The sequence below is a fragment of the Actinoplanes sp. CA-051413 genome (genome assembly GCF_050955795.1).
GTDB lineage: Bacteria > Actinomycetota > Actinomycetes > Mycobacteriales > Micromonosporaceae > Actinoplanes.
Genome location: NZ_CP192100.1, coordinates 2,395,095 through 2,414,305, shown reverse-complemented (window position 1 = coordinate 2,414,305; position 19,211 = coordinate 2,395,095). Strand labels below are relative to the sequence as shown.

Annotated in this window: 18 protein-coding genes; 9 read left to right on the top strand and 9 right to left on the bottom strand. The window is 70.3% G+C overall.

The features are described 5' to 3' along the window. Positions 1-9: 9 nt before the first annotated feature. Both ACQP2Y_RS11560 and ACQP2Y_RS11555 read right to left on the bottom strand, forming a co-directional pair. On the bottom strand, positions 10-696 hold the full coding sequence (locus ACQP2Y_RS11560; protein ID WP_360547558.1) for a response regulator transcription factor: 687 nt from the start codon (positions 694-696) through the stop codon (positions 10-12). Further along, entirely contained in the window at positions 693-2,024 is a 1,332-nt protein-coding gene (locus ACQP2Y_RS11555; RefSeq protein WP_433727124.1) for a sensor histidine kinase, read from the bottom strand. Before ACQP2Y_RS11555 ends, ACQP2Y_RS11560 begins: the two co-directional genes overlap by 4 nt. Positions 2,025-2,226: 202 nt before the next feature. On the opposite strand from ACQP2Y_RS11555, the gene ACQP2Y_RS11550 reads away from it, so the two are divergent. The 3 genes from ACQP2Y_RS11550 (at position 2,227) to ACQP2Y_RS11540 (ending at position 4,450) form a co-directional block, all read left to right on the top strand. Further along, entirely contained in the window at positions 2,227-2,691 is a 465-nt protein-coding gene (locus tag ACQP2Y_RS11550) for a DUF1707 SHOCT-like domain-containing protein (protein ID WP_433727122.1), read from the top strand. A gap of 119 nt (positions 2,692-2,810) precedes the next feature. Continuing rightward, positions 2,811-3,632: a metal-dependent hydrolase gene (locus tag ACQP2Y_RS11545; RefSeq protein WP_433727120.1), complete on the top strand. Its 822-nt coding sequence runs from the start codon at positions 2,811-2,813 to the stop codon at positions 3,630-3,632. Between the two features lie 5 nt (positions 3,633-3,637). Continuing rightward, complete coding sequence (locus ACQP2Y_RS11540; RefSeq protein ID WP_433727118.1) at positions 3,638-4,450, top strand: hypothetical protein; 813 nt, start codon at positions 3,638-3,640, stop codon at positions 4,448-4,450. A 93-nt stretch (positions 4,451-4,543) separates the two neighbouring features. Here ACQP2Y_RS11540 and ACQP2Y_RS11535 read toward each other — a convergent pair whose 3' ends face one another. Together ACQP2Y_RS11535 and ACQP2Y_RS11530 are read right to left on the bottom strand one after the other, a co-directional pair. Further along, on the bottom strand, positions 4,544-5,254 hold the full coding sequence (locus ACQP2Y_RS11535; protein ID WP_433727116.1) for a hypothetical protein: 711 nt from the start codon (positions 5,252-5,254) through the stop codon (positions 4,544-4,546). Between the two features lie 107 nt (positions 5,255-5,361). Beyond that, on the bottom strand, positions 5,362-5,790 hold the full coding sequence (locus ACQP2Y_RS11530) for a VOC family protein (protein ID WP_433727114.1): 429 nt from the start codon (positions 5,788-5,790) through the stop codon (positions 5,362-5,364). Between the two features lie 104 nt (positions 5,791-5,894). On the opposite strand from ACQP2Y_RS11530, the gene ACQP2Y_RS11525 reads away from it, so the two are divergent. Continuing rightward, on the top strand, positions 5,895-6,782 hold the full coding sequence (locus ACQP2Y_RS11525) for a DUF2716 domain-containing protein (protein WP_433731906.1): 888 nt from the start codon (positions 5,895-5,897) through the stop codon (positions 6,780-6,782). Positions 6,783-6,933: 151 nt separating this feature from the next. Next, positions 6,934-7,104, top strand: coding sequence for a hypothetical protein (locus ACQP2Y_RS11520; protein ID WP_433727112.1), 171 nt, complete (start codon positions 6,934-6,936; stop codon positions 7,102-7,104). A 60-nt stretch (positions 7,105-7,164) separates the two neighbouring features. Here ACQP2Y_RS11520 and ACQP2Y_RS11515 read toward each other — a convergent pair whose 3' ends face one another. Next, a complete protein-coding gene (locus tag ACQP2Y_RS11515; RefSeq protein WP_433727110.1) occupies positions 7,165-7,398 on the bottom strand; it encodes a hypothetical protein in 234 nt (77 codons plus the stop codon). A 123-nt stretch (positions 7,399-7,521) separates the two neighbouring features. Next, the gene (locus ACQP2Y_RS11510; RefSeq protein WP_433727108.1) at positions 7,522-8,016 is read right to left on the bottom strand and encodes a hypothetical protein; all 495 of its coding nucleotides are present in this window, start codon (positions 8,014-8,016) and stop codon (positions 7,522-7,524) included. A 127-nt stretch (positions 8,017-8,143) separates the two neighbouring features. Here ACQP2Y_RS11510 and metH point away from each other — a divergent pair, with 127 nt between their 5' ends. Further along, a complete protein-coding gene (metH, locus tag ACQP2Y_RS11505) occupies positions 8,144-11,920 on the top strand; it encodes a methionine synthase (protein ID WP_433727106.1) in 3,777 nt (1,258 codons plus the stop codon). Positions 11,921-11,988: 68 nt separating this feature from the next. On the opposite strand, the gene ACQP2Y_RS11500 is transcribed toward metH, so the two are convergent. Further along, complete coding sequence (locus ACQP2Y_RS11500; protein WP_433727104.1) at positions 11,989-12,327, bottom strand: hypothetical protein; 339 nt, start codon at positions 12,325-12,327, stop codon at positions 11,989-11,991. Positions 12,328-12,558: 231 nt separating this feature from the next. Between ACQP2Y_RS11500 and ACQP2Y_RS11495 the strand changes: the two genes are divergently transcribed. After that, positions 12,559-13,380, top strand: coding sequence for a phosphotransferase family protein (locus ACQP2Y_RS11495; RefSeq protein WP_433727102.1), 822 nt, complete (start codon positions 12,559-12,561; stop codon positions 13,378-13,380). Between the two features lies 1 nt (position 13,381). Here ACQP2Y_RS11495 and ACQP2Y_RS11490 read toward each other — a convergent pair whose 3' ends face one another. Together ACQP2Y_RS11490 and ACQP2Y_RS11485 are read right to left on the bottom strand one after the other, a co-directional pair. Continuing rightward, complete coding sequence (locus tag ACQP2Y_RS11490; RefSeq protein WP_433727100.1) at positions 13,382-15,070, bottom strand: bifunctional 3'-5' exonuclease/DNA polymerase; 1,689 nt, start codon at positions 15,068-15,070, stop codon at positions 13,382-13,384. A gap of 29 nt (positions 15,071-15,099) precedes the next feature. Further along, positions 15,100-15,696 carry a TetR/AcrR family transcriptional regulator gene (locus ACQP2Y_RS11485; protein ID WP_433727098.1) on the bottom strand — a complete coding sequence of 199 codons (597 nt, stop codon included), beginning with the start codon at positions 15,694-15,696 and terminating at the stop codon, positions 15,100-15,102. 59 nt (positions 15,697-15,755) lie between these two features. Between ACQP2Y_RS11485 and ACQP2Y_RS11480 the strand changes: the two genes are divergently transcribed. Together ACQP2Y_RS11480 and ACQP2Y_RS11475 are read left to right on the top strand one after the other, a co-directional pair. Further along, positions 15,756-18,014 carry a glycoside hydrolase family 3 C-terminal domain-containing protein gene (locus ACQP2Y_RS11480; RefSeq protein ID WP_433727096.1) on the top strand — a complete coding sequence of 753 codons (2,259 nt, stop codon included), beginning with the start codon at positions 15,756-15,758 and terminating at the stop codon, positions 18,012-18,014. Then, positions 18,011-19,207 (top strand): MFS transporter, encoded by a 1,197-nt coding sequence (locus ACQP2Y_RS11475; protein WP_433727094.1) that lies wholly within the window; start codon positions 18,011-18,013, stop codon positions 19,205-19,207. The genes ACQP2Y_RS11480 and ACQP2Y_RS11475 overlap by 4 nt, the downstream gene beginning before the upstream one ends. Positions 19,208-19,211: the final 4 nt, after the last annotated feature.

The window sequence follows — 19,211 nt, the reverse complement described above, 5'->3', positions numbered from 1 at the left end:
CGCACGACCTCAGGCGAGCCAGCCCGGCCGGATCAACCCCGCCTCATAGGCATGAACCACCACCTGCGCCCGATCCCGAGCCCCCAGCTTCACCATCGTCCGGCTGACGTGGGTCTTCGCCGTCGCCGGACTGATCAGCAGGCGGGCCGCAATCTCGTCGTTGGACAACCCCTCGCCCACCAGCACCATCACCTCCCGTTCCCGATCGGTCAGCTGCTCCAGGACGCGTTCGGCCTCCTCAGGCGGCACCGACGGACGACCCCGCCCGCCCGGAGTCGCGAATTCGCCGATGACCCGCCGGGTGACGCTCGGCGACAACAAGGCGTCGCCGGCCGCGACCGCCCGGACCGCGCGCAGCAGTTCCACCGGTTCGGTGTCCTTGACCAGGAAGCCCGACGCCCCGGTGCGCAGCGCCTCGAAGACGTACTCGTCCAGCTCGAACGTGGTCAGGATGACCACCCGGGTGGCGGCCAGGTCCGGGTCCGCGGCGATGCGACGGGTCGCCTCCAGCCCGTCCACGCCCGGCATCCGGATGTCCATGAGGACCACGTCCGGGCGGGTCTCGGCGGCCAGCCGGGCCGCTTCCAGCCCGTCACCCGCCTCGGCGACCACTTCGATGTCCGGCTCGGCGTTCAGCAGGGCCCGGAACCCGGCCCGCACCAGGGCCTGGTCGTCGGCCAGCAGCACGGTGATCATGCAGGCTCCCTTGTCGGGGTGGTGGGCAGAACCGCGGAGACCAGGTAGCCGCCGTCGGGCAACGGGCCCGCTTCGAGGGAGCCGCCGAGGCTGGCGGCCCTGGCCCGCATCCCGGCAATGCCGCTGCCGCCGTCGTCAGTCCCCGGAGCCACGTCGGTGTCCGGTCGCGGCGCCGACCGGCCGGCATCATTGCGGATCGTCAAGCGCAGCTCGCTCGGGGCGTAGGTGACCGAGACAGTGGCCGAGGCGCCGGTGGCCGCGTGCCGGCGTACGTTCGTCAGGGCTTCCTGGACGATCCGGTACGCCGCGCGGTCCACCTCCGCCGGCAGGTCCCGCCGCTCCCCCACGGTCTCGGTCGTCACCGGCAGCCCGGCGTCCGCCGTGAGGTCGGTGAGGCGGTCCAGGCCGAGCGCGGGCTGGCGGGGTGCGGCCTCCTCCTCGGGGCGCAGCACGCCGAGCACGGCGCGAACCTCCCGCAGGGCCTCCGCGCTCGCGGTCTTGATCGCGGTCAGCGCCTCGCGGGCCTGCTCCGGCCGGTTGTCCATCAGGTGCAGGCCCACCCCGGCCTGCACGTTGATCAGTGACAGGTGGTGGCCGAGCACGTCGTGCAGCTCGCGGGCGATGCGCAACCGCTCGTCGGCGGCCTGGCGGCGTTCCTGCTCCTCGCGGGCGCGGGCGCGCTCGGCGTTGGCCTTGGACATCTCGGCGAGATAGGCGGCCCGGGCCCCGGCGGCGCTGCCGAGGAACCCGGTCAGGGCCAGCCCGAAGGCGGTGAGCACGGCGTCGCGCGGGGTCGGGCGGGCGGCGGGCGAGAGTCCGAGCGGATCGGCGCAGAGGAACATGACGAGGAGGTAGGCCAGGTAGCCGGCCGCCACGGTGATCAGGGCGGATCGGCGGTGACCGGTGCGCACCGCGGTGAACAACGCGATGACCGGCGCGACGGCGTAGGTCCAGGACGGTACGGCGAGGGCGGCGTACCCGATCGACGCCGCGCCGGCGACCGCGAGGACCACGACCGGCGCGCGTCCCCGCCAGGCCAGGGCCAGCGGGCCGACCAGCAGCAACGCGCACGCGATGACGTCCCGGGGGTGGGCCAGGTGGGCGGCGTACGGCCAGTTGCCGAAAATGTGGAAGCAGAGAGCGGTGATGACCGCCCCGCGCCAGTGCCCGTGCCGCGATCGGCGGCGTGCATACCCGGGCCAGTCCGCCGACCGGAACCGCCCCGAGCGGCTGCGGCGGCGCCACTCCTGCCACTCCGCCTTGCGGGCAGCGGCAGACGGTCTCCCACGAAGGGAAGACGGCTGGTCGCGTACACCCCGGTCTGGCACGTTCCCGAACCTACGGCACCGCTGCTCACCCGGGCATCCGCACCAAGAACGACGGTGCCCTGCGCCTCAGGTACTACGGCCGGCCATCGCGTACTCCTCAGGGCGTACCGGTGGGCGTACCGGATGCTCCGCCGGGGCGACGCGGCCCGGCGCCGGATCCGTCACCCTGGAAGTCAGTCCCGCCACGTTTCAGGAGGTCACCGTGTATCCCAGCGACACCACCCGGTCCGGTCCGAATCGGCTCCGCACCTCCGACACCGAGCGCGAGCAGGTGGCCGAGATCCTGCGGGCCGCGATGACCGAGGGCCGGCTCACCCTCGAGGAGGGCGAGGAAAGGCTCGGTCAGGTGTACGCCGCCAAGTACCGCGACGAGCTCGCCCCGCTGACCGCCGACCTGCCCGACAACGGCCGCCGCGCGCTGGCCGCGACACCGGAGGCGCAGGCCGCGACACGCCGGGGCGTACGCCGGCACGCCGGCTTCGTCGCGACGCTGGCCCTCTTCCTGACCGCTCTCTGGGCGCTCTCCGGGGCGCACTTCTTCTGGCCCGCGATCCCGCTGGTCTTCCTGGTCATGGGCCTGATGCGGCACGCGCGGTACGGCCGCTACCGGGCCGAGTACGGCTACCGCCACCACGTCGCCCCGTGGAACGCACCGACCTATAGGTGATGGTAAACACTCCATAGTAGACGTGGCGGTCGTTGCCCGCCCCTCCCCGCTCTGCGACAGTTGCCAGGTTTACCCCCGGCCGTGTCGCGCCGGGGCTACGGGGAGGGGTGGGCACGACCATGATGGGTCCGTCGCACGCACTGTCGGGCGCGGCCGTCTGGCTGGCCGGCAGCTGGGCCTTGGATCACTTCGCGGGGTACGCCCAGTCGCCGCTCGCGATCGCGGTCGGCACCACGGTCTGCGCGGGCGGCGCCCTGCTGCCCGACCTGGACCTGTCCGGCAAGGTGACCCGCAACCAGGGCGGCGCGACGGTGGCCCGCACGTTCGGCGTGTTCTCGCTGTTCGTGGCCGAGGTCATCGAGAAGATCTCGCTCGGCATCTACACGGCGACGAAACTGAGCAAGGACCCGCGCCGCAACAACGGTCACCGTACGTTCACCCACACGCTGCCGTTCGCGGCGCTGGTCGGCTGGGGCACGACGGCGCTGTGCGCGGGCTCCGGCAAGTGGGCGGTCGTGGCAGTGGTGTTCTTCATGGCCGGCCTGGCCCTGCGCGGCCTGTTCGACGAGTGGGCCGAACGCGCCGGCTGGCTGATCGTGACCCTGGCGTCGGGCGTGATCGCCTGGTTCACGGCGGCGAACCTGCCCGGCGACCGCGGCTATCCGATGCTGGGCTTCGCGGTCGGCGTGGGCTGCGTCGTGCACCTGCTGGGCGACATGATCACGAAGAACGGCGTACCGATCCTGTGGCCGATTCCGATGGGCCGCCGCATGTGGCGCATGATCGGCGTCCCGAACGGCATAGCGATCAAGGTCGGAGGTCGCGGCGAGGTGCTGGTGCTACGCACTGTGTTCACGCTGATCGCCATCCTGTCGGTCTTCGGAATGTTCGCCCCGCACGTGCTGCAACGCCTGGACCTGGAACTCTGGGCCGACGGCTGACCGGCGTGCGGGTCGTCGAAACCTTCGTCGCCGGCAAGGCCGGCGATCCCCAGCTCTGCGAGGACGCCGTCATCGTGACGGAAGGTCACGCAGCGATCGTGGACGGCGCCACAGACATAACCGGCCAGGGGTACGGCATGCCGGCCGTCACGGGCGGCCGCTGGGCGATGGCAGCCTGCGTCTCGGCCATCACCACCCTCCCCGAGGACGCCGACGTGGAGTCGGCCACTCTCCGCCTGACGTCGACGCTCGCGGAGCGGATCGACCCGGAGCTGCCGGCGCATTTGCGTCCGAGCGCGTCGGTGACCATCTACTCGCGGCGGCGCCGGCAGGTGTGGCAGATCGGGGATGTGGGCTTCTCCTACGCCGGGATGCCGGCGGGGGTGGGGCGGCCGCGCAAGCCGCTCGACCGGATCGCCGCCGAGTTCAGGGCGGCAGTGATCGCGGCCGAGATCGCCATCGGAGGGCTGGATCTCGCCGTCAGCGATCCGGGCCGGGCCGCGGCCCGGGTACTGATATCTCGCCAGGGCGCCCTGCGCAACACCATCGGCCCCTACGGCTTCGCGGCGATCGACGGCCGCCCGGTGCCGTCCTCGCTCATCGTCGTGCACGACGTCCCTGCGCACGTCGACGAATTGGTGCTGGCCAGCGACGGATATCCGGTGATCCTGCCGACGTTGGCGGAGACCGAGGCGCGGCTGGCCGAGCTGCTGGCCGAGGACCCGTACTGCATCGGCCCGCTGCGCGGGACCAAGGGGGTCATGGCCGGCCAGACCAGCTTCGACGACCGCTCCTACCTGCACCTCCGTCTCTCCTGACGCGACATCCGCCACTGAGACCCTTGACGTTGCCACGTCGTCGCTGGCGCCGCGCTTGGCCAACTGAGCCACTGAGATGCGGAGCCGAACCGGTCAGGATGTTGTTCGCCGGCCGAGCCACAACCGCAGTTCCGGTCCGTCATCGACGTGCAGCAGGCCCTTGTCCTCTGCGGAAGCCAAGCCGTCACGCAGTGCCGTCTCACCGAGGAGTAACCGTTGCGCCAGTGATGCCATCGTGGTCCGGACAGGTAACTGCGGCGTCCACCTCAGCACGGATTCGACGTCACGGGCCACGTCAGTGGGCTCGGCCCCGGTCGCTTCGCGACGGGCGAGCCAGACGGGAGGTTCGACGATGGTGACGGGCCAGCAGGAGATCAGCCAGTGATACCCCGGCTGACCTGCGGTATCGGCTCGCCACCGGGCCACCCGTGTTCTGAACCATTCGGCGTCACCCAGGTGGAAGTCGGCTGCGCCGTACCCGCCTGTCAGGGTGGCCAACGTCAACCCGCCTGAGCTGGAGCGGAACGGCGTCTCCAGCAAGTCGTCGAAGGCTGTCCGGTCCTCCGGAGAAGGACCGTCATGCAGCTCAAGGCGTATCGCGTGAGGGGCTAGATCGTCCGCCTGGGCGGATAGCCAGCCGGCACCCGATCCCGCGAACGTACCCGCCTGGGTGTCTCCGCGATCACGGTGATGCGGCACCACCGGGTCCTCGGCGGCATCCCACGCCACGCAGTTGTCGACCAGCAGAAGCAGCCCGTACTCCGGCCGGTACTCCCTGGTTTCGAATACACGTACGGCACTCACGATGTCACGCTACGCCACGACAACCTCAAGGCACGGCGGTAACCCTAGCTACGCAGCCCGCTCGCCGCGTGACCGCTCTCGGTGGGCGGCGCACACCAGGCGGCAGATCAGTGCGTTTGGTGGCCCGCCTTGTCTTCTTCGGCTTGGAGAGCTCCAAGGAGATCCCACCTGTTACCGGCGATGTCGAGAAAAACTGCGACACGGCCATACGGTTCGGTGCGCGGCTCACGGACGAACGTGACGCCGGCCATGGTCATCCTTTGATATGCGGCGTCGAAGTCATCGACGCGAAGGAAGAACCCGACTCGACCGGCTGCCTGGTCACCAACCGCTGCGGTTTGGCGCTCTCCGTCTGCACGAGCAAGGAGGATGCCTGTCTGTGCGCCGGGAGGGCGAATGACCACCCAGCGCTTGGGGCGCCCGTCATCGGTGAGCGCCGGAGAGTCCTCGACAAGATCGAACCCGAGTATGCCGGTGAAGAAGTCGATGGCCGGGTCGTACTCATCGACGATCACTGTAACCAGGTCGATCTGCATCCGGGCAGCGTACGCATGGGGAGCACCGCTCGTCGCCGCGCGCGATCTCGGCGGCAAATGAGTACGCGGCTGGATATCGACTGCTGGATGATCAGCCGGTGGACATGGATGCGCAGGTCGATCTGAGTAGCCTCACGCCAGTCGAACGGCTACTGCTTCGGTTCGGCATGACGGAGTGGGAGCGCCCGGACGGTGACAGGGAAGCGGTCGTCGACCTTCTCGGCTACCGAGATCGCAACGCACTGCGCTCGGATGTGCCACGGCTCGTCGGCCTCCTCGATGCGTTACGTCCCGTGTCGCGTCGTGAGTGCCGCCGCCTTCTGCTGGCCACCGAGCTGGCATTCGCCAGCGAGACGCTGGGTTGGTCGCGGGACTGGACGTCCGACACCGGCTTCACCGACCGTGACACCATCACGGTGCTGCGCGGCATCCAGGAGAAACTGGCCGGCATTGTCCACGGGGCAGATGACCGCCCGACCGAGTCCACTCCGTCGGCTCGGCCTGCCTGGGAACCGATCCCCATGGATGCCGACGACACGTACTGGGACCCCTTCTACCAGCGTTTCGCCTTCCGGCCCGGCATGCGATCCTGGCCCGCGATAGAAGAGCCCCGGCCGTCGGTCACCGTCGACCTCGGACCGATCTTCGCCGGCAGCCACGCGCAGTTCGCGGCCGGCGCGGACGCCATCAACAGCCTCGCGCTGGTCGCGCTCACCCGAGTGCTGGACCCCGACACCAGCATTGTCGTGCTCGACTGGCAGCACCAAACGTACCGGTTCTGGCCCCACCTGTTCGCCTGCCAGTCGGACCAGCAATGGCCCACGACGGTCTTCCCGAACGGGGACTACTACATCTTCCTCACCGAGGACATGAGCACGGGGACCTTCGGACATCCCTGGGAACAGACGCTCTGTATCTTCGGCGAGCAGCTGGTGTCCGCCCTGGTACCGACTCTCACGAGTTGGCTTCCCGTCAAGCGCAGCAACCTGTAGCAAGAGTCAGCGCTGCTCGCCGGATGCCCCTCTCGGAGACACGAGAGCGCACATGATCTTGTTCAATTTCCCGGATTGCATCGGCGGGTAATCGTCTGCCCGGCCCGGTCATGGCACGGCTATCAGTTCTACTGACCTGAGAGGTATGGCAGTGCGGATCGAGCTGGTCACTGGCGACATCACGGCTCAGCCGGTCGACGCCATCGTCAACGCGCTGCACGCCGCACCGCCCGCCGTGGACGTGGTTCGTCTCGTACTCTTCGACGAGCAAACGCGCTACGCCGCGGAGCGCGTCCACGAGGCCTTGGAATACGGTCGATGAAACGTACAGCGGAGATCAGCACGCTTCAACGCGGCGTGAGCGGATGTTGCAGGCTCGCGTTCACAACCCGGAGACAGAGTTCGGAGGGTGCGGCGTGAACCGGCCGGGCCGTTGCTTCTGCCGCCGCCGTCGAGTCCGGTTCAGGGGCCGGACTTCGCCCTCGAGATCCGTAATCGCTGCGAAGGTAGTGACGTGGTTGTGCGTAATGCGCTGACCCGTCATCGGCAGGGCGTAACCAGGGTGCTCGTAGTTCGCCGCGATGGTCTGGACGTGGCCCAGATCGGCATCGGTCATCTGCAACGCCCTGTCCGCCAGGACTCGGGGTGCCGAGCAGAAGGATCCAGTCGGGCAGGTGTGCGTGAGCCGGCGCAGGACGGGTGTGCTGTCGGCGGACGATGTCTTCGACGACGGTGTGCGCTAATGCGGCTCGCGGGTCAGCACGGTCGCGGCGACCGCTGTCAGGACTTGCTGGGCGACGGCCTGTACCGGCGCGGTGGCGTCGACGGTAACGGCTCCGCGTCGGCGCCATTGCGCCAGGAAGGAGGTGTGGCTTTCGAGGGCCTTCTGCAGGGCGGCGCCGGAGTCGCCGAAGTGGTTGTCGCCGCGACGTTGACCCACGCGATGGACCACCGTTGTCTGATCGATGTCCAGCAGGGCGCACACGTCGAACCGGGCGCTGAGGTCCGGGGCGTTGTCGGCGTGTCCGACCAGCCACAGGGTTTGTACGCCCCGATCGCGGGCGGTGCTGATGAGGGCATCGAGGCGGTCCGGATCCCAGTGGCGTGAAGTGCCGGCCGTCCAGGCCGTGTCGTCGTCGAGACTGACCGCGTCATGCCCGTTGAGCGCTAAGTACCGCGCAAGGGTGGATTTGCCGGAACTGCGTACGCCGGTCACGAAGACGACGAACATCATGTTCCTCCTGCTGATGCGAGGGTCGGGCGGCCGCTCGGCGACATCGTAGTGATGGGCGCGACTGTGGTGTCGCTGACGTGTCCGATCCTGATTGGCGGCCCGACGTCCAGGGTGAGAGCATCTTCTGATGCTCTTGCGCCCAGATGCCACGGCACAACTCACCGAGCTTCTGCGGTCTCGGATCCTCGTCCTCGACGGCGCGATGGGCACGATGATCCAGCGGCATGCTTTCGCTGAACAGGACTTTCGGGGCGAGCGGTTCGCCGAGTGGCCGAGCGACCTGCGGGGTAACAACGACCTGCTGTCGCTGACCCAGCCCGAGGCGATCCGGGAGATCCACCGCGATTACCTGCGGGCCGGAGCGGACCTGATCGAGACCAATACCTTCAACGCCCAGCGGATCTCGCTCGCCGACTACGGCATGCAGGACATCGCGTACGAGCTCAACCTCGAGGCTGCCAGGCTGGCCCGGGCTGAGTGCGACGCGGCGACCGCGGTCGACCCGGCCAGGCCGCGGTTCGTGGTGGGTGCGTTGGGCCCGACGAACCGGACCGCGTCGATCTCGCCGGATGTCAACGACCCCGGCGCGCGCAACGTCACGTACACCGAACTGGTCGAGGCGTACCTGGAGCAGGCCAACGGCCTGGTCGACGGCGGCGCCGACATCCTGATGGTCGAGACGATTTTCGACACGCTGAACGCCAAGGCGGCGATCTTCGCGCTGGAAACTCTCTTCGAGCAGCGTGAGCGCCGTTGGCCGGTGATGATCTCGGGCACCATCACCGACGCTTCCGGCCGTACCCTGTCCGGTCAGGTCACCGAGGCGTTCTGGAATTCGGTACGGCACGCGCAGCCTCTGCTGATCGGGCTCAACTGCGCCCTCGGGGCGCAGGAGATGCGACCCTACCTGGCCGAGGTGTCGCGCCTGGCCGACTGCTTCGTTTCCTGCTATCCGAACGCGGGTCTGCCCAACCAGTTCGGCGAGTACGACGAGATGCCGGGGCAGACAGCCGGGATCGTGCGGGAGTTCGCGGACAGCGGCCTGCTCAACGTGCTCGGCGGCTGCTGCGGCACCACCCCGGAACACATCGCGGCGATGGCCGCTGCCGTCGAGGGCCTCGCCCCGCGGGTGCCGGCCGGCTCCGATACGGCCTGCCGGCTGTCCGGCCTGGAGCCGCTCAACATCACTGCCGAGTCGCTGTTCGTCAACATCGGCGAGCGGACCAACATCACCGGCTCGGCGAAGTTCCGCAATCTGATCCGCGACGGCGACTACCCGGCCGCGCTGTCGGTCGCCCGTCAGCAGGTCGAGAACGGCGCCCAGGTCATCGACATCAACATGGACGAGGGCATGATCGACGGCCTCGCCGCGATGGACCGCTTCGTCAAGCTGATCGCGAGCGAGCCCGACATCAGCCGCGTCCCGTTGATGATCGACTCGTCGAAGTTCGAGGTCATCGAGGCCGGCCTGCGCTGTGTGCAGGGCAAGCCGATCGTGAACTCGATCTCGCTGAAGGAGGGCGAGGACAAGTTCCGTGCCCAGGCCCGGCTGTGCCGCAAGTACGGCGCCGCCGTCGTCGTGATGGCCTTCGACGAAGACGGTCAGGCCGACAATCTCGAGCGCCGCAAGCAGATCTGCGAGCGGGCCTACCGGATCCTCGTCGACGAGATCGGCTTCCCGGCCGAAGACATCATCTTCGACCCGAACATCTTCGCGGTCGCGACCGGCATCGAGGAGCACGCCAACTACGGCGTCGATTTCATCGAAGGCACGCGCTGGATCAAGCAGAACCTGCCCGGCGCTCTGGTGTCCGGCGGCGTGTCCAACGTTTCCTTCTCGTTCCGCGGCAACAACGCCGTCCGGGAGGCCATCCACGCCGTCTTCCTCTACCACGCCATCGGCGCCGGCATGGACATGGGCATCGTGAACGCCGGCGCTCTGACCGTCTACGACCAGGTCGATCCGGTACTGCGCGAGGGCATCGAGGACGTGATCCTCAACCGCCGTCGCGACGCCGGTGAACGGCTGCTGGAGATCGCTACCGAGTTCGCCGGTGACGGCCGCAAGGCCGAGGCGGTCAACGACGCTTGGCGTTCACTGCCCGTCGGAGAACGCATCACCCACGCATTGGTCAAAGGCATCGACGATCACGTGGAGGCCGACACAGAGGAACTCCGGGCGCTCATCGAGGGCCGCGGCGGCCAGCCCATCGAAGTCATCGAGGGGCCCCTGATGGCCGGGATGAACGTCGTCGGTGACCTGTTCGGCGCCGGGAAGATGTTCCTGCCTCAGGTGGTCAAGTCGGCGCGGGTGATGAAGAAGGCGGTCGCCTACCTGATCCCGTTCATCGAGGCGACCAAGAAACCAGGAGACGCCCGGCGAAGCAACGGTGTCGTCATCATGGCAACCGTCAAGGGCGACGTGCACGACATCGGCAAGAACATCGTCGGCGTCGTTCTGCAGTGCAACAACTACGAGGTCATCGACCTCGGCGTCATGGTTCCCGCCGAGAAGATCCTCGCCGCGGCTGAGGAGCACAGTGCCGACGCCATCGGGCTGTCCGGGCTGATCACCCCCTCGCTGGAGGAGATGGTCGGCTTCGCGGCCGAGATGGAGCGCCGCGGACTGCAGATTCCCCTGCTCCTCGGCGGCGCCACGACCTCGCGGGCGCACACCGCGGTCAAGGTCGACCAGAAATACCACGGGCCGGTCATCTGGGTGAAGGACGCCTCGCGTTCGGTTCCGGTCGTCGCAGCGCTGCTGTCCGACGAGCAGCGTCCCGCTCTGCTTGCCGAGGTCGCCGCCGACTACGAGTCCCTGCGCGAACGCTACGCCGCCCGCAACGACACGAAGGTGATGCTGCCGATCTCGGCAGCTCGGGACAATCACACACCGATCGACTGGGCCGGCTACCGCCCGCCGCGGCCCCGACTGATCGCCGCGCAGTCGCCGCGGGTCCATCAGGCCGGCCGGCCGGCACCGGCGGCACACCAGTTCGTCAAGACGTTCGCCGACTACCCGCTCAGCGAACTGCGCGAGTACATCGACTGGCAGCCGTTCTTCAACGCGTGGGAGATGAAGGGCCGGTTCCCCGACATCCTCAACAACCCGGCCACGGGGGAAGCCGCCCGCCGACTGTACGACGACGCGCAGACGATGCTCGACCGGCTCATCGCCGAGAAGTGGATCACCGCGGCCGGTGTCATCGGGTTGTTCCCCGCCAACGCGGTCGGCGACGACATCGAGCTGTACACCAGCGAGGACCGCACCGCGGTGCTCAGCACCTTGCATCAGCTGCGGCAACAGACCGAACACCGGGCCGGAGTGCCACACCGATCCCTCGCCGACTTCGTCGCGCCCCGCGACACCGGCCTACCCGACTATGTCGGCGCGTTCGCGGTGACCGCCGGTCTCGGCATCGGCGACAAGATCGCCGAGTTCAAGGCCGCTATGGACGACTACAGCGCCATCCTGCTGGAGTCGCTGGCCGACCGGCTGGCCGAGGCCTTCGCCGAGCGGCTCCACGAACGCGTCCGCACCGAATTCTGGGCGTACCAGCCCGACGAGAACCTCGACAGCGAGGCGCTGATCAAAGAGAAGTACATCGGCATCCGACCTGCTCCCGGTTACCCGGCCTGCCCCGAGCACACTGAGAAGCAGACGATCTGGCAACTGCTCGACGTCCGGGCCAACACGGGGATCGAGCTGACCGAGAGCATGGCCATGTGGCCGGGCGCCGCTGTCAGCGGCCTGTACTTCTCCCATCCGCAGTCGCAGTACTTCGTGCTCGGCCAGATCGGCCGCGACCAGGTCGAGAACTATGCCCGCCGCAAAGGCTGGACCGTCGCCGAAGCGGAGAAATGGCTGGCGCCCAACCTCGGCTATCGCTCGGACAACGAATGACCAGCCGCAGTAACCCGATGGCCTGCTCCTGAGCGTTGATGCCGGGCACTTAGCGGCCGTCGCGGTGGCTAATCTCCGGAGAATCCCCAGAAGTAGATCTCGTTCGGTTTCCCCGCAGTGTCGTGCAGTACCGCACACCTACCGAACCATCGCTCCTGAGCCAGGGGCCCCAATGCCTCGACCTGAGCCCGGGTCGGCTTGGTGACACCCGACCGCTCAAGCGCTTCCGCCTCGCTGACTGTCCTGACCGTCCCGTAGTCGGCGTCCTTGAGCTCGGTCACCACCCATCGCACGTCGAGGATCGAGTGCGTACCGCACTCTTGAACGGTTTCGTCAGCCCACAGTTCGTCCTCGGTCTGCGGTCGGTTCGGGAAGTCGGCAGCCGACGTGCCCAGCTCGTACGGCACCGCCCACCAGTATTCCCCGGCTAGACACACCGATCGGTTCTCGCCACCCCTTGCCGGGCCACAGGCTGTGAGACCGTCTCGTACCGGAACCGGCGGCCGTTGCCACGTGCGTGGGCGGTGGGCAACGCCGGGTGCGTTCAGAGCGTTGGTCCGTGCCTCGGATGCTTCGCAGTGACGCAGGGAGATCGAAATACGGCTGCTGCTCCGACAACGCCGAGTTACGGTGCTCCGATGCAGGCGTACGCGGCCCACCGGGCAACCCAAGCAGCCCTATCAACCGCCTCCTCACTCGGCCTGACCGCCCACGACGCAGTCGTGCTGCACAACTCGAACAAGCTCACCCTGCGCCTCCAGCCCTGCGACGTGCTGGCCCGAGTCGCACCGGCAGCACACCAGTCCGCCCAGTTCGAACTGGACATCGCTCAGCGACTGTTCGAGGTCGGCAGCCCGGTGGCCGCACTGGAACCACCCGAGGTCTTCGCGCGGGACGACTTCGTCATCACCTTATGGACCTACTACGAACCGGTGACCACCCAAGCGATCCCACCCGCGGACTACGCCAGCGCGCTCGAACGTCTGCATGCCGGGATGCGCCGGGTCGACCTGCGCACCCCGCATTTCACGGACCGGATCTCCGAGGCCCAGACGCTCGTGGCCGACCACGAAAGAACGCCGAAGCTCACTGACGAGGACCGGGCCTTTCTCGCCGGCACGCTGGACCGCCTGCGCCAAGCCGTCAGCGACAGCGGCCGCCCCGAACAACTTCTGCACGGCGAACCTCACCCGGGCAACCTGCTCCCGACCGCGACCGGCCCGCTCTTCATCGACTTCGAGACGTGCTGCCAGGGGCCGATCGAATTCGACCTGGCCCACGCACCCGACAAGGTCGCAGACCTCTACCCGGGCGTCGACCACGACCTGCTCCGCGACTGCCGGGCCGTCACGCTGGCGATGATCACTGCGTGGCGCTGGGATCGCGACGACCAGTTCCCCGACGGTCACCGGCTCGGCGTCGAGTGGCTCAGCGACCTCCGGAAGGCGACGGCTCGGTAGGTCACGCGTCCGCGTAACACTCCACGATCGACACGTCGAGCGGGAACCGCACCTCGATCCCCCCGAACAACAGCTCCCCCGCCTTGGCCGCGCTCACCCGTACCGCCTCAGCCACCTGCTCCGTTTCCTCGACCGGGCAGTGCACCCCCACCTCGTCGTGCACGAACAGCACCAGCTCCGCCCGCATGCCCTCCAACGCCGTCCGCAGCGTCGCCAGCAGCACCAGCGCCCATTCGGCCGCCGTCGCCTGGATCACAAAGTTGCGGGTGAAGCGGCCTCGCGCCCGGCCCGATGCCCCGCCCTGCGGCTCCGCCGATCCCGACTCCTCGGGCGGCTCCAGGCCCGCTTCACGCCAGGCCGTGGACGCCGGCGGGCAGGTGCGGCCCAGCCAGGAGCGGACCAGGCCGCCCGCCTCCCCCGTACGGGCCGCGGCCTCCACGTAGTCGAAGGCCGTGGGGTAGCTCTGCCTCAGCACCGCCAGGGCCGGGATCGCCGCGCCGCCGGTCTGGCCGTACATCGCGCCCAGCAGGGCCACCTTGGCCTTGGCCCGGTCGCCGTTGAACGAGTCGGTGGCCAGCGCCGCGTAGAGGTCTCCGGCGGCGCCGGCGCGGGCCAGCCGGGAATCGCCGGACACCGCCGCCAGCACGCGCGGCTCCAGCTGGCCCGCGTCGGCGACCACGAAGCGCCAGCCGGGGTCGGCGACCACCGCCCGGCGGACCACCTTGGGCACCTGGAGGGCGCCGCCGCCGCGGGTGGCCCAGCGGCCCGACACCACGCCGCCGGGGACGTACTCGGGTCGGAAGCGGCCTTCGCTGATCCAGGCGTCGCGCCAGGCCCAGCCGTGGGCCGTCCAGATGCGGTAGAGCTCCTTGTATTCGAGCAGCGGCTTCACCGCCGGGTGCTCGACCTGGCGCAGCACCCAGGCCCGGGTGTTGGGCACCTCGATGCCGGCCCGGGCGAACGCGCGCAGCACCTCGGCCGGGGAGTCCGGGTGCAGGCCGTGCACGCCGAAGGCCGCGTTGATCTCGGCGGTCAGCTCGGCCAGCCGGCGGGGCGGGCCGACCGGCTGCGGGGCGCCGAGCAGGTCGCGCAGCAGCTGGTCGTGGATGTCCGCGCGCCACGGCAGACCGGCGTGGCCCATCTCGGCGCCGACCAGCGCCCCGGCGGACTCGGCGGCCACCAGCAGGGCGAAACGGCCGGGTTGGCCGGTGGCGGCGATCCGGGCGTGCTGGTCCGCATACACCCTCGTCAGGGCCTCGAGGGTCACCGAGCCGGCGGCGGCCGACGGCCCGGACATGGCTTCGAAGAGCGCGCCCTGGGCGAAGCCCGGTGGTTGCGGGAGGCGCGGTGGCGGGTCGGCCGGCACCGGCGCGCCGGTCAGCCGGGCCCAGGCCGCCGCCAGCGCGCGGGGCTCGCCCCAGCGGCCCGCGTGGCCGAGCAGCAGCGCCTCGGTCAGCTCGATGTCGTGGCAGCGGCGCACCCGCACACCGGCGCGCAGCAGCGTCGGATAGCAGTCGGTGGTGGCCGCCCACAGCCAGCGGGGGTGCTCGGCGGCCTCGCGGGCGGCGATGGCGGCCGGCAGGTCGGCGACGCGCTGCGGCTCACCGGCCGGGCTGCCGTCGGGGTGGACCTGCTGCCAGCGGCCGGAACCGTGCCAGCTCCCGTCGTCGGACACCACAGCCACCAGCACGGGCCCATTCTGCCGTGCGGGTATGACATTCAGCCGCCGAGCAGGCCTTCCAGCAGCTCCAGGGACTTCTCGATGTCGACCGCGGGGTCCAGCAGCCACTGGGTCTGCAGGCCGTCGGAGGCCGCGATGATCAGCGCGGCGGCCGCCGGCGGGCTGAGGTCGGGCCGGATCCGGCCGGCCCGCTGGTCCGCCTCGATGCGCTCGGTCAGCACCTGGCGGAGCTGGGCGAAGCGCCGGCCGAAGAACTCGCGGGACGGCTCGTGGCCCTCCTCCAGCGCGCCCGCCACCAGCGTCGAGTAGAGCTGGACCAGGCCGGGCACGCCGTGGTTGCGGCGGGCCGCGTGGGTCATCAGCCCGACCACCGAGACGTCCGGGGGCAGCCGGTCCTCGGCGATCGAGCGTTCCTCGGCGGCCCGGTAGACCTCGATCAGCAGTTCCTCGCGGGAGGCGAAGTAGTGCTTGAGCGCCGCGTGCGAGACCCCGATGGCCTCTCCGATGGCGCGCAGCGAGGTGCCCTCGGCGCCGCGTTCGGCGAAGACCTCGATGGCCCGGTCGAGGATCTCGCGCCGGCGGCGCACCCCTTTGTCGTACGCGCCGCGCCGGGTGATCTCGGGGGCCTCGTCCATCGCGCCATCGTAGGCCACAAAAACTTCCATGCGGAGGTTTTCATTGTTACGGTCGGGTCATGACACTCGACGTTCCCGCGCTGCTCGCCGCACTCACCCTCGAGGAGAAGGCCACCCTGCTGGACGGGGCCGACTTCTGGCGTACACAGCCGGTCGAGCGCCTCGGCATCCCCGGCGTGATGGTCACCGACGGGCCGCACGGCCTGCGCAAGCAGGCCGGCGAGTCGGACCACGTCGGCCTCAACGACAGCGTCCCGGCCACCTGCTTCCCGCCCGCCGCCGGGCTCGCCTCCACGTGGAACACCGACTTGCTGGGCCGCATCGGTGTGGCGCTGGGCCATGAGTGCCGCGCCGAGCAGGTCGCCGTGCTGCTCGGTCCGGGGGTCAACATGAAGCGCTCGCCGCTGTGCGGGCGCAACTTCGAGTACTTCTCCGAGGACCCGCTGCTGGCCGGCGAGCTCGGCGCGGCCCTGGTCAACGGCCTGCAGAGCACCGGGGTGGGCGCCTCGCTCAAGCACTTCGCCGCCAACAACCAGGAGACCGACCGGATGACGGTCTCGGCCGACGTCGACGAGCGGACGCTGCGCGAGATCTACCTGCCCGCCTTCGAGCGGGTGGTCACCCAGGCGCAGCCCTGGACGGTGATGTGCGCCTACAACAAGATCAACGGCACGTACGCGAGTGAGGACCCCTGGCTGCTCACCCAGGTGCTGCGCGACGAGTGGGGCTTCGAGGGCCTGGTGGTGTCCGACTGGGGCGCGGTCAACCGCCGGGACGCCGGGGTGGCCGCCGGGCTGGACCTGGAGATGCCGTCGTCCGGTGGGGCCGGCACCCGGGTCATCCTGGACGCCGTCCGGGCCGGCACGCTGAGCGAGGCGGACGTCGACCGGGCGGCGACCCGGGTGCTGACACTGATCAACCGGTCCCTGCCGGCGCTGGAGGACGGCCAGACCTTCGACGCCGACGCCCACCACGCGCTCGCCCGTGAGGCCGCCGTGGCCAGTGCGGTGCTGCTCAAGAACGAGGGCGGGATCCTGCCGCTCGACCCGGCGGGCGGCGGCCCGGTCGCGGTCATCGGTGAATTCGCCCGGACGCCGCGGTTCCAGGGCGCCGGATCCTCACAGGTCAACCCCACCCGGGTGGACACCGCGCTGGACGCCCTGCGGCAGGCCCTCGACGGGCGCCGCGAGGTCACCTTCGCCCCCGGCTTCGTGATCGACTCCGAGGCCGCCGACGAGGGCCTGGTCGCCGAGGCGGTACGGGCCGCAGCCGCCGCCGACGTGGCCCTGCTCTTCCTCGGGCTGCCCCCGTCGTACGAGTCCGAGGGCTACGACCGCGACCACATGGACCTGCCCGCCCACCAGCTCGATCTGCTGCACGCCGTGGCCGACGCCAACCCGCGCGTGGTCGTCGTGCTGTCCAACGGCTCGGTCGTCACCGTCGCGCCCTGGCAGGACCGCGCGCAGGCCGTTCTCGAGGGCTGGCTGCTCGGCCAGGCCGGCGGCAGCGCGACCGCCGACCTGCTGCTCGGCGCGGCCGATCCGGCGGGCCGGCTCGCCGAGACCGTCCCGGTGCGCTTCGCCGACAACCCGACCATCGGCGTGTTCCCCGGCGAGCTCGGCCACGTCCGGTACGGCGAGGGCCTGCTGATCGGCTACCGCTGGTACGACGCCCACCGTCTCGAGGTGGCGTACCCGTTCGGCCACGGCCTGTCCTACACGAGCTTCGGCTACAGCGACCTGTCCGTCTCCGTGCTGGCCGACGGCGACGACCCGCGGGTCGAGGTCAGCCTGACGGTCACCAACACCGGTACGCGCCCGGGCCGCGAGACGGTCCAGCTCTACGTCGCCGACCCGCAGGCCACTGTCTACCGCCCCGAGCAGGAGCTGCGCGCGTTCACCCAGGTCGCGCTCGGGCCCGGCGAGAGCGCGCCGGTCACCCTGACGCTGGGGGCGCGGGCATTCGCGTTCTGGCACGAGGCGGCCCGGAACTGGGTGGTCGAGGGCGGCGAGTTCGGCGTCCGCGTCGGCGCGTCCTCGCGCGACATCCGGCTCACCGGCACGGTCACGCTGACCGGCCAGGGCTACGCCGTGCCGCTGAGCGCCGAGTCGACCGTGGACGTCTGGCTGGCCCACCCGGCCGCCGGCTCGTGGCTGCGCGAGCAGCTCGGCACGGGCCTGTTCACCGACATGCTGTCCGACCCGACCAACGGCCAGATGATGCGGGCCATCCCGCTGGTCCGGCTGTCGCGCTTCCCGGGCTTCCCGGTCACCGAGCCGGACGTCGAGGCCGCGGTGCAGCGGTTCAGCGCGCAGTGACGGCGACTCTCGGCGCCGGACCGACCGAGCAGGCCCGCCGGGCCCGGATCGCCGTCGCGGCGGTGTTCCTGACCAACGGCGCCCTGTTCGCCAACATCGTGCCGCGCTACCCGCAGATCAAGGAATCGCTGGAGCTGAGCAACGCGGCGCTGGGCTCGGCCCTGGGCGCGGGCGCACTCGGCTCGCTGCTCGGCGGCCTGTTCGCCGCCGCCGCGATCCGCCGGTTCCGGTCGTCGCGGACCGGGCTCGCCGGCATGCTGCTGATGGCGGTGGCGTTCATCCTGGTCGCGGTCGCGCCGGCCTGGTGGGTGCTGGCCGCGGTGTTCCTGGTGGCCGGGGCGGCCGACGCGATCGTCGACGTCGCGCAGAACGCGCACGGCCTGCGGGTGCAGCGGCTCTACGGCCGCTCGATCGTCAACTCGTTCCACGGCGTGTGGAGCATCGGGGCGGTGCTCGGCGGGCTCATGGGCTCGGCCGCGGCCGGTCTGCGGGTGCCGCTGGTCCTGCACCTGAGCGTGGCCGCGGTGCTGGTCGGGGCGATCCTGCTGGTCGCGTACCGGTTAATGCTGCCCGGACCGGAGGACGCCGAGCGGGCGGCGCCGCAGCCGGGTGCGGCCCCGCCGGGCCGGCGGTCCTTCGCCTGGCCCGCGGTACGGATGCTGGCCGCGCTCGGGGCACTGGCGGCCTTCGGGGCGCTCGTGGAGGACGCCGGCTCCTCGTGGGGAGCGCTGTACCTGACCGACTATCTCGGCGCCGGCGCGGCGACGGCCGGGCTCGCCTTCGTGGCGCTGCAGGTGGCGATGACCGCCGGGCGGCTGCTGGGCGACCGGGCCGTCGACCGGTTCGGCCAGCGCACGGTGACCCGGGCCGGCGGGGCGCTGGCCGCGGCCGGGATGGGTTGCGCACTGGCCTGGCCGTCCGTCGGCTCGGCCCTGGCCGGCTTCGCCCTGGCCGGGCTGGGCACGGCGACGCTGGTCCCGGCTGCGATGCACACGGCCGACGAACTGCGCGGGCTGCCGCACGGCGCCGGCCTGACCATCGTGAGCTGGTTGCAGCGGGTGGGCTTCCTGCTCTCGCCGCCGCTGGTGGGGCTGGTCGCCGACCACAGCAGCCTGCGGGTCGGCCTGCTCAGCGTGGTGGTCGCCGGCCTGGGCACGCTGGTGCTGGGCCGGGTCCTGCTCAACCGCGCCTGAGCTG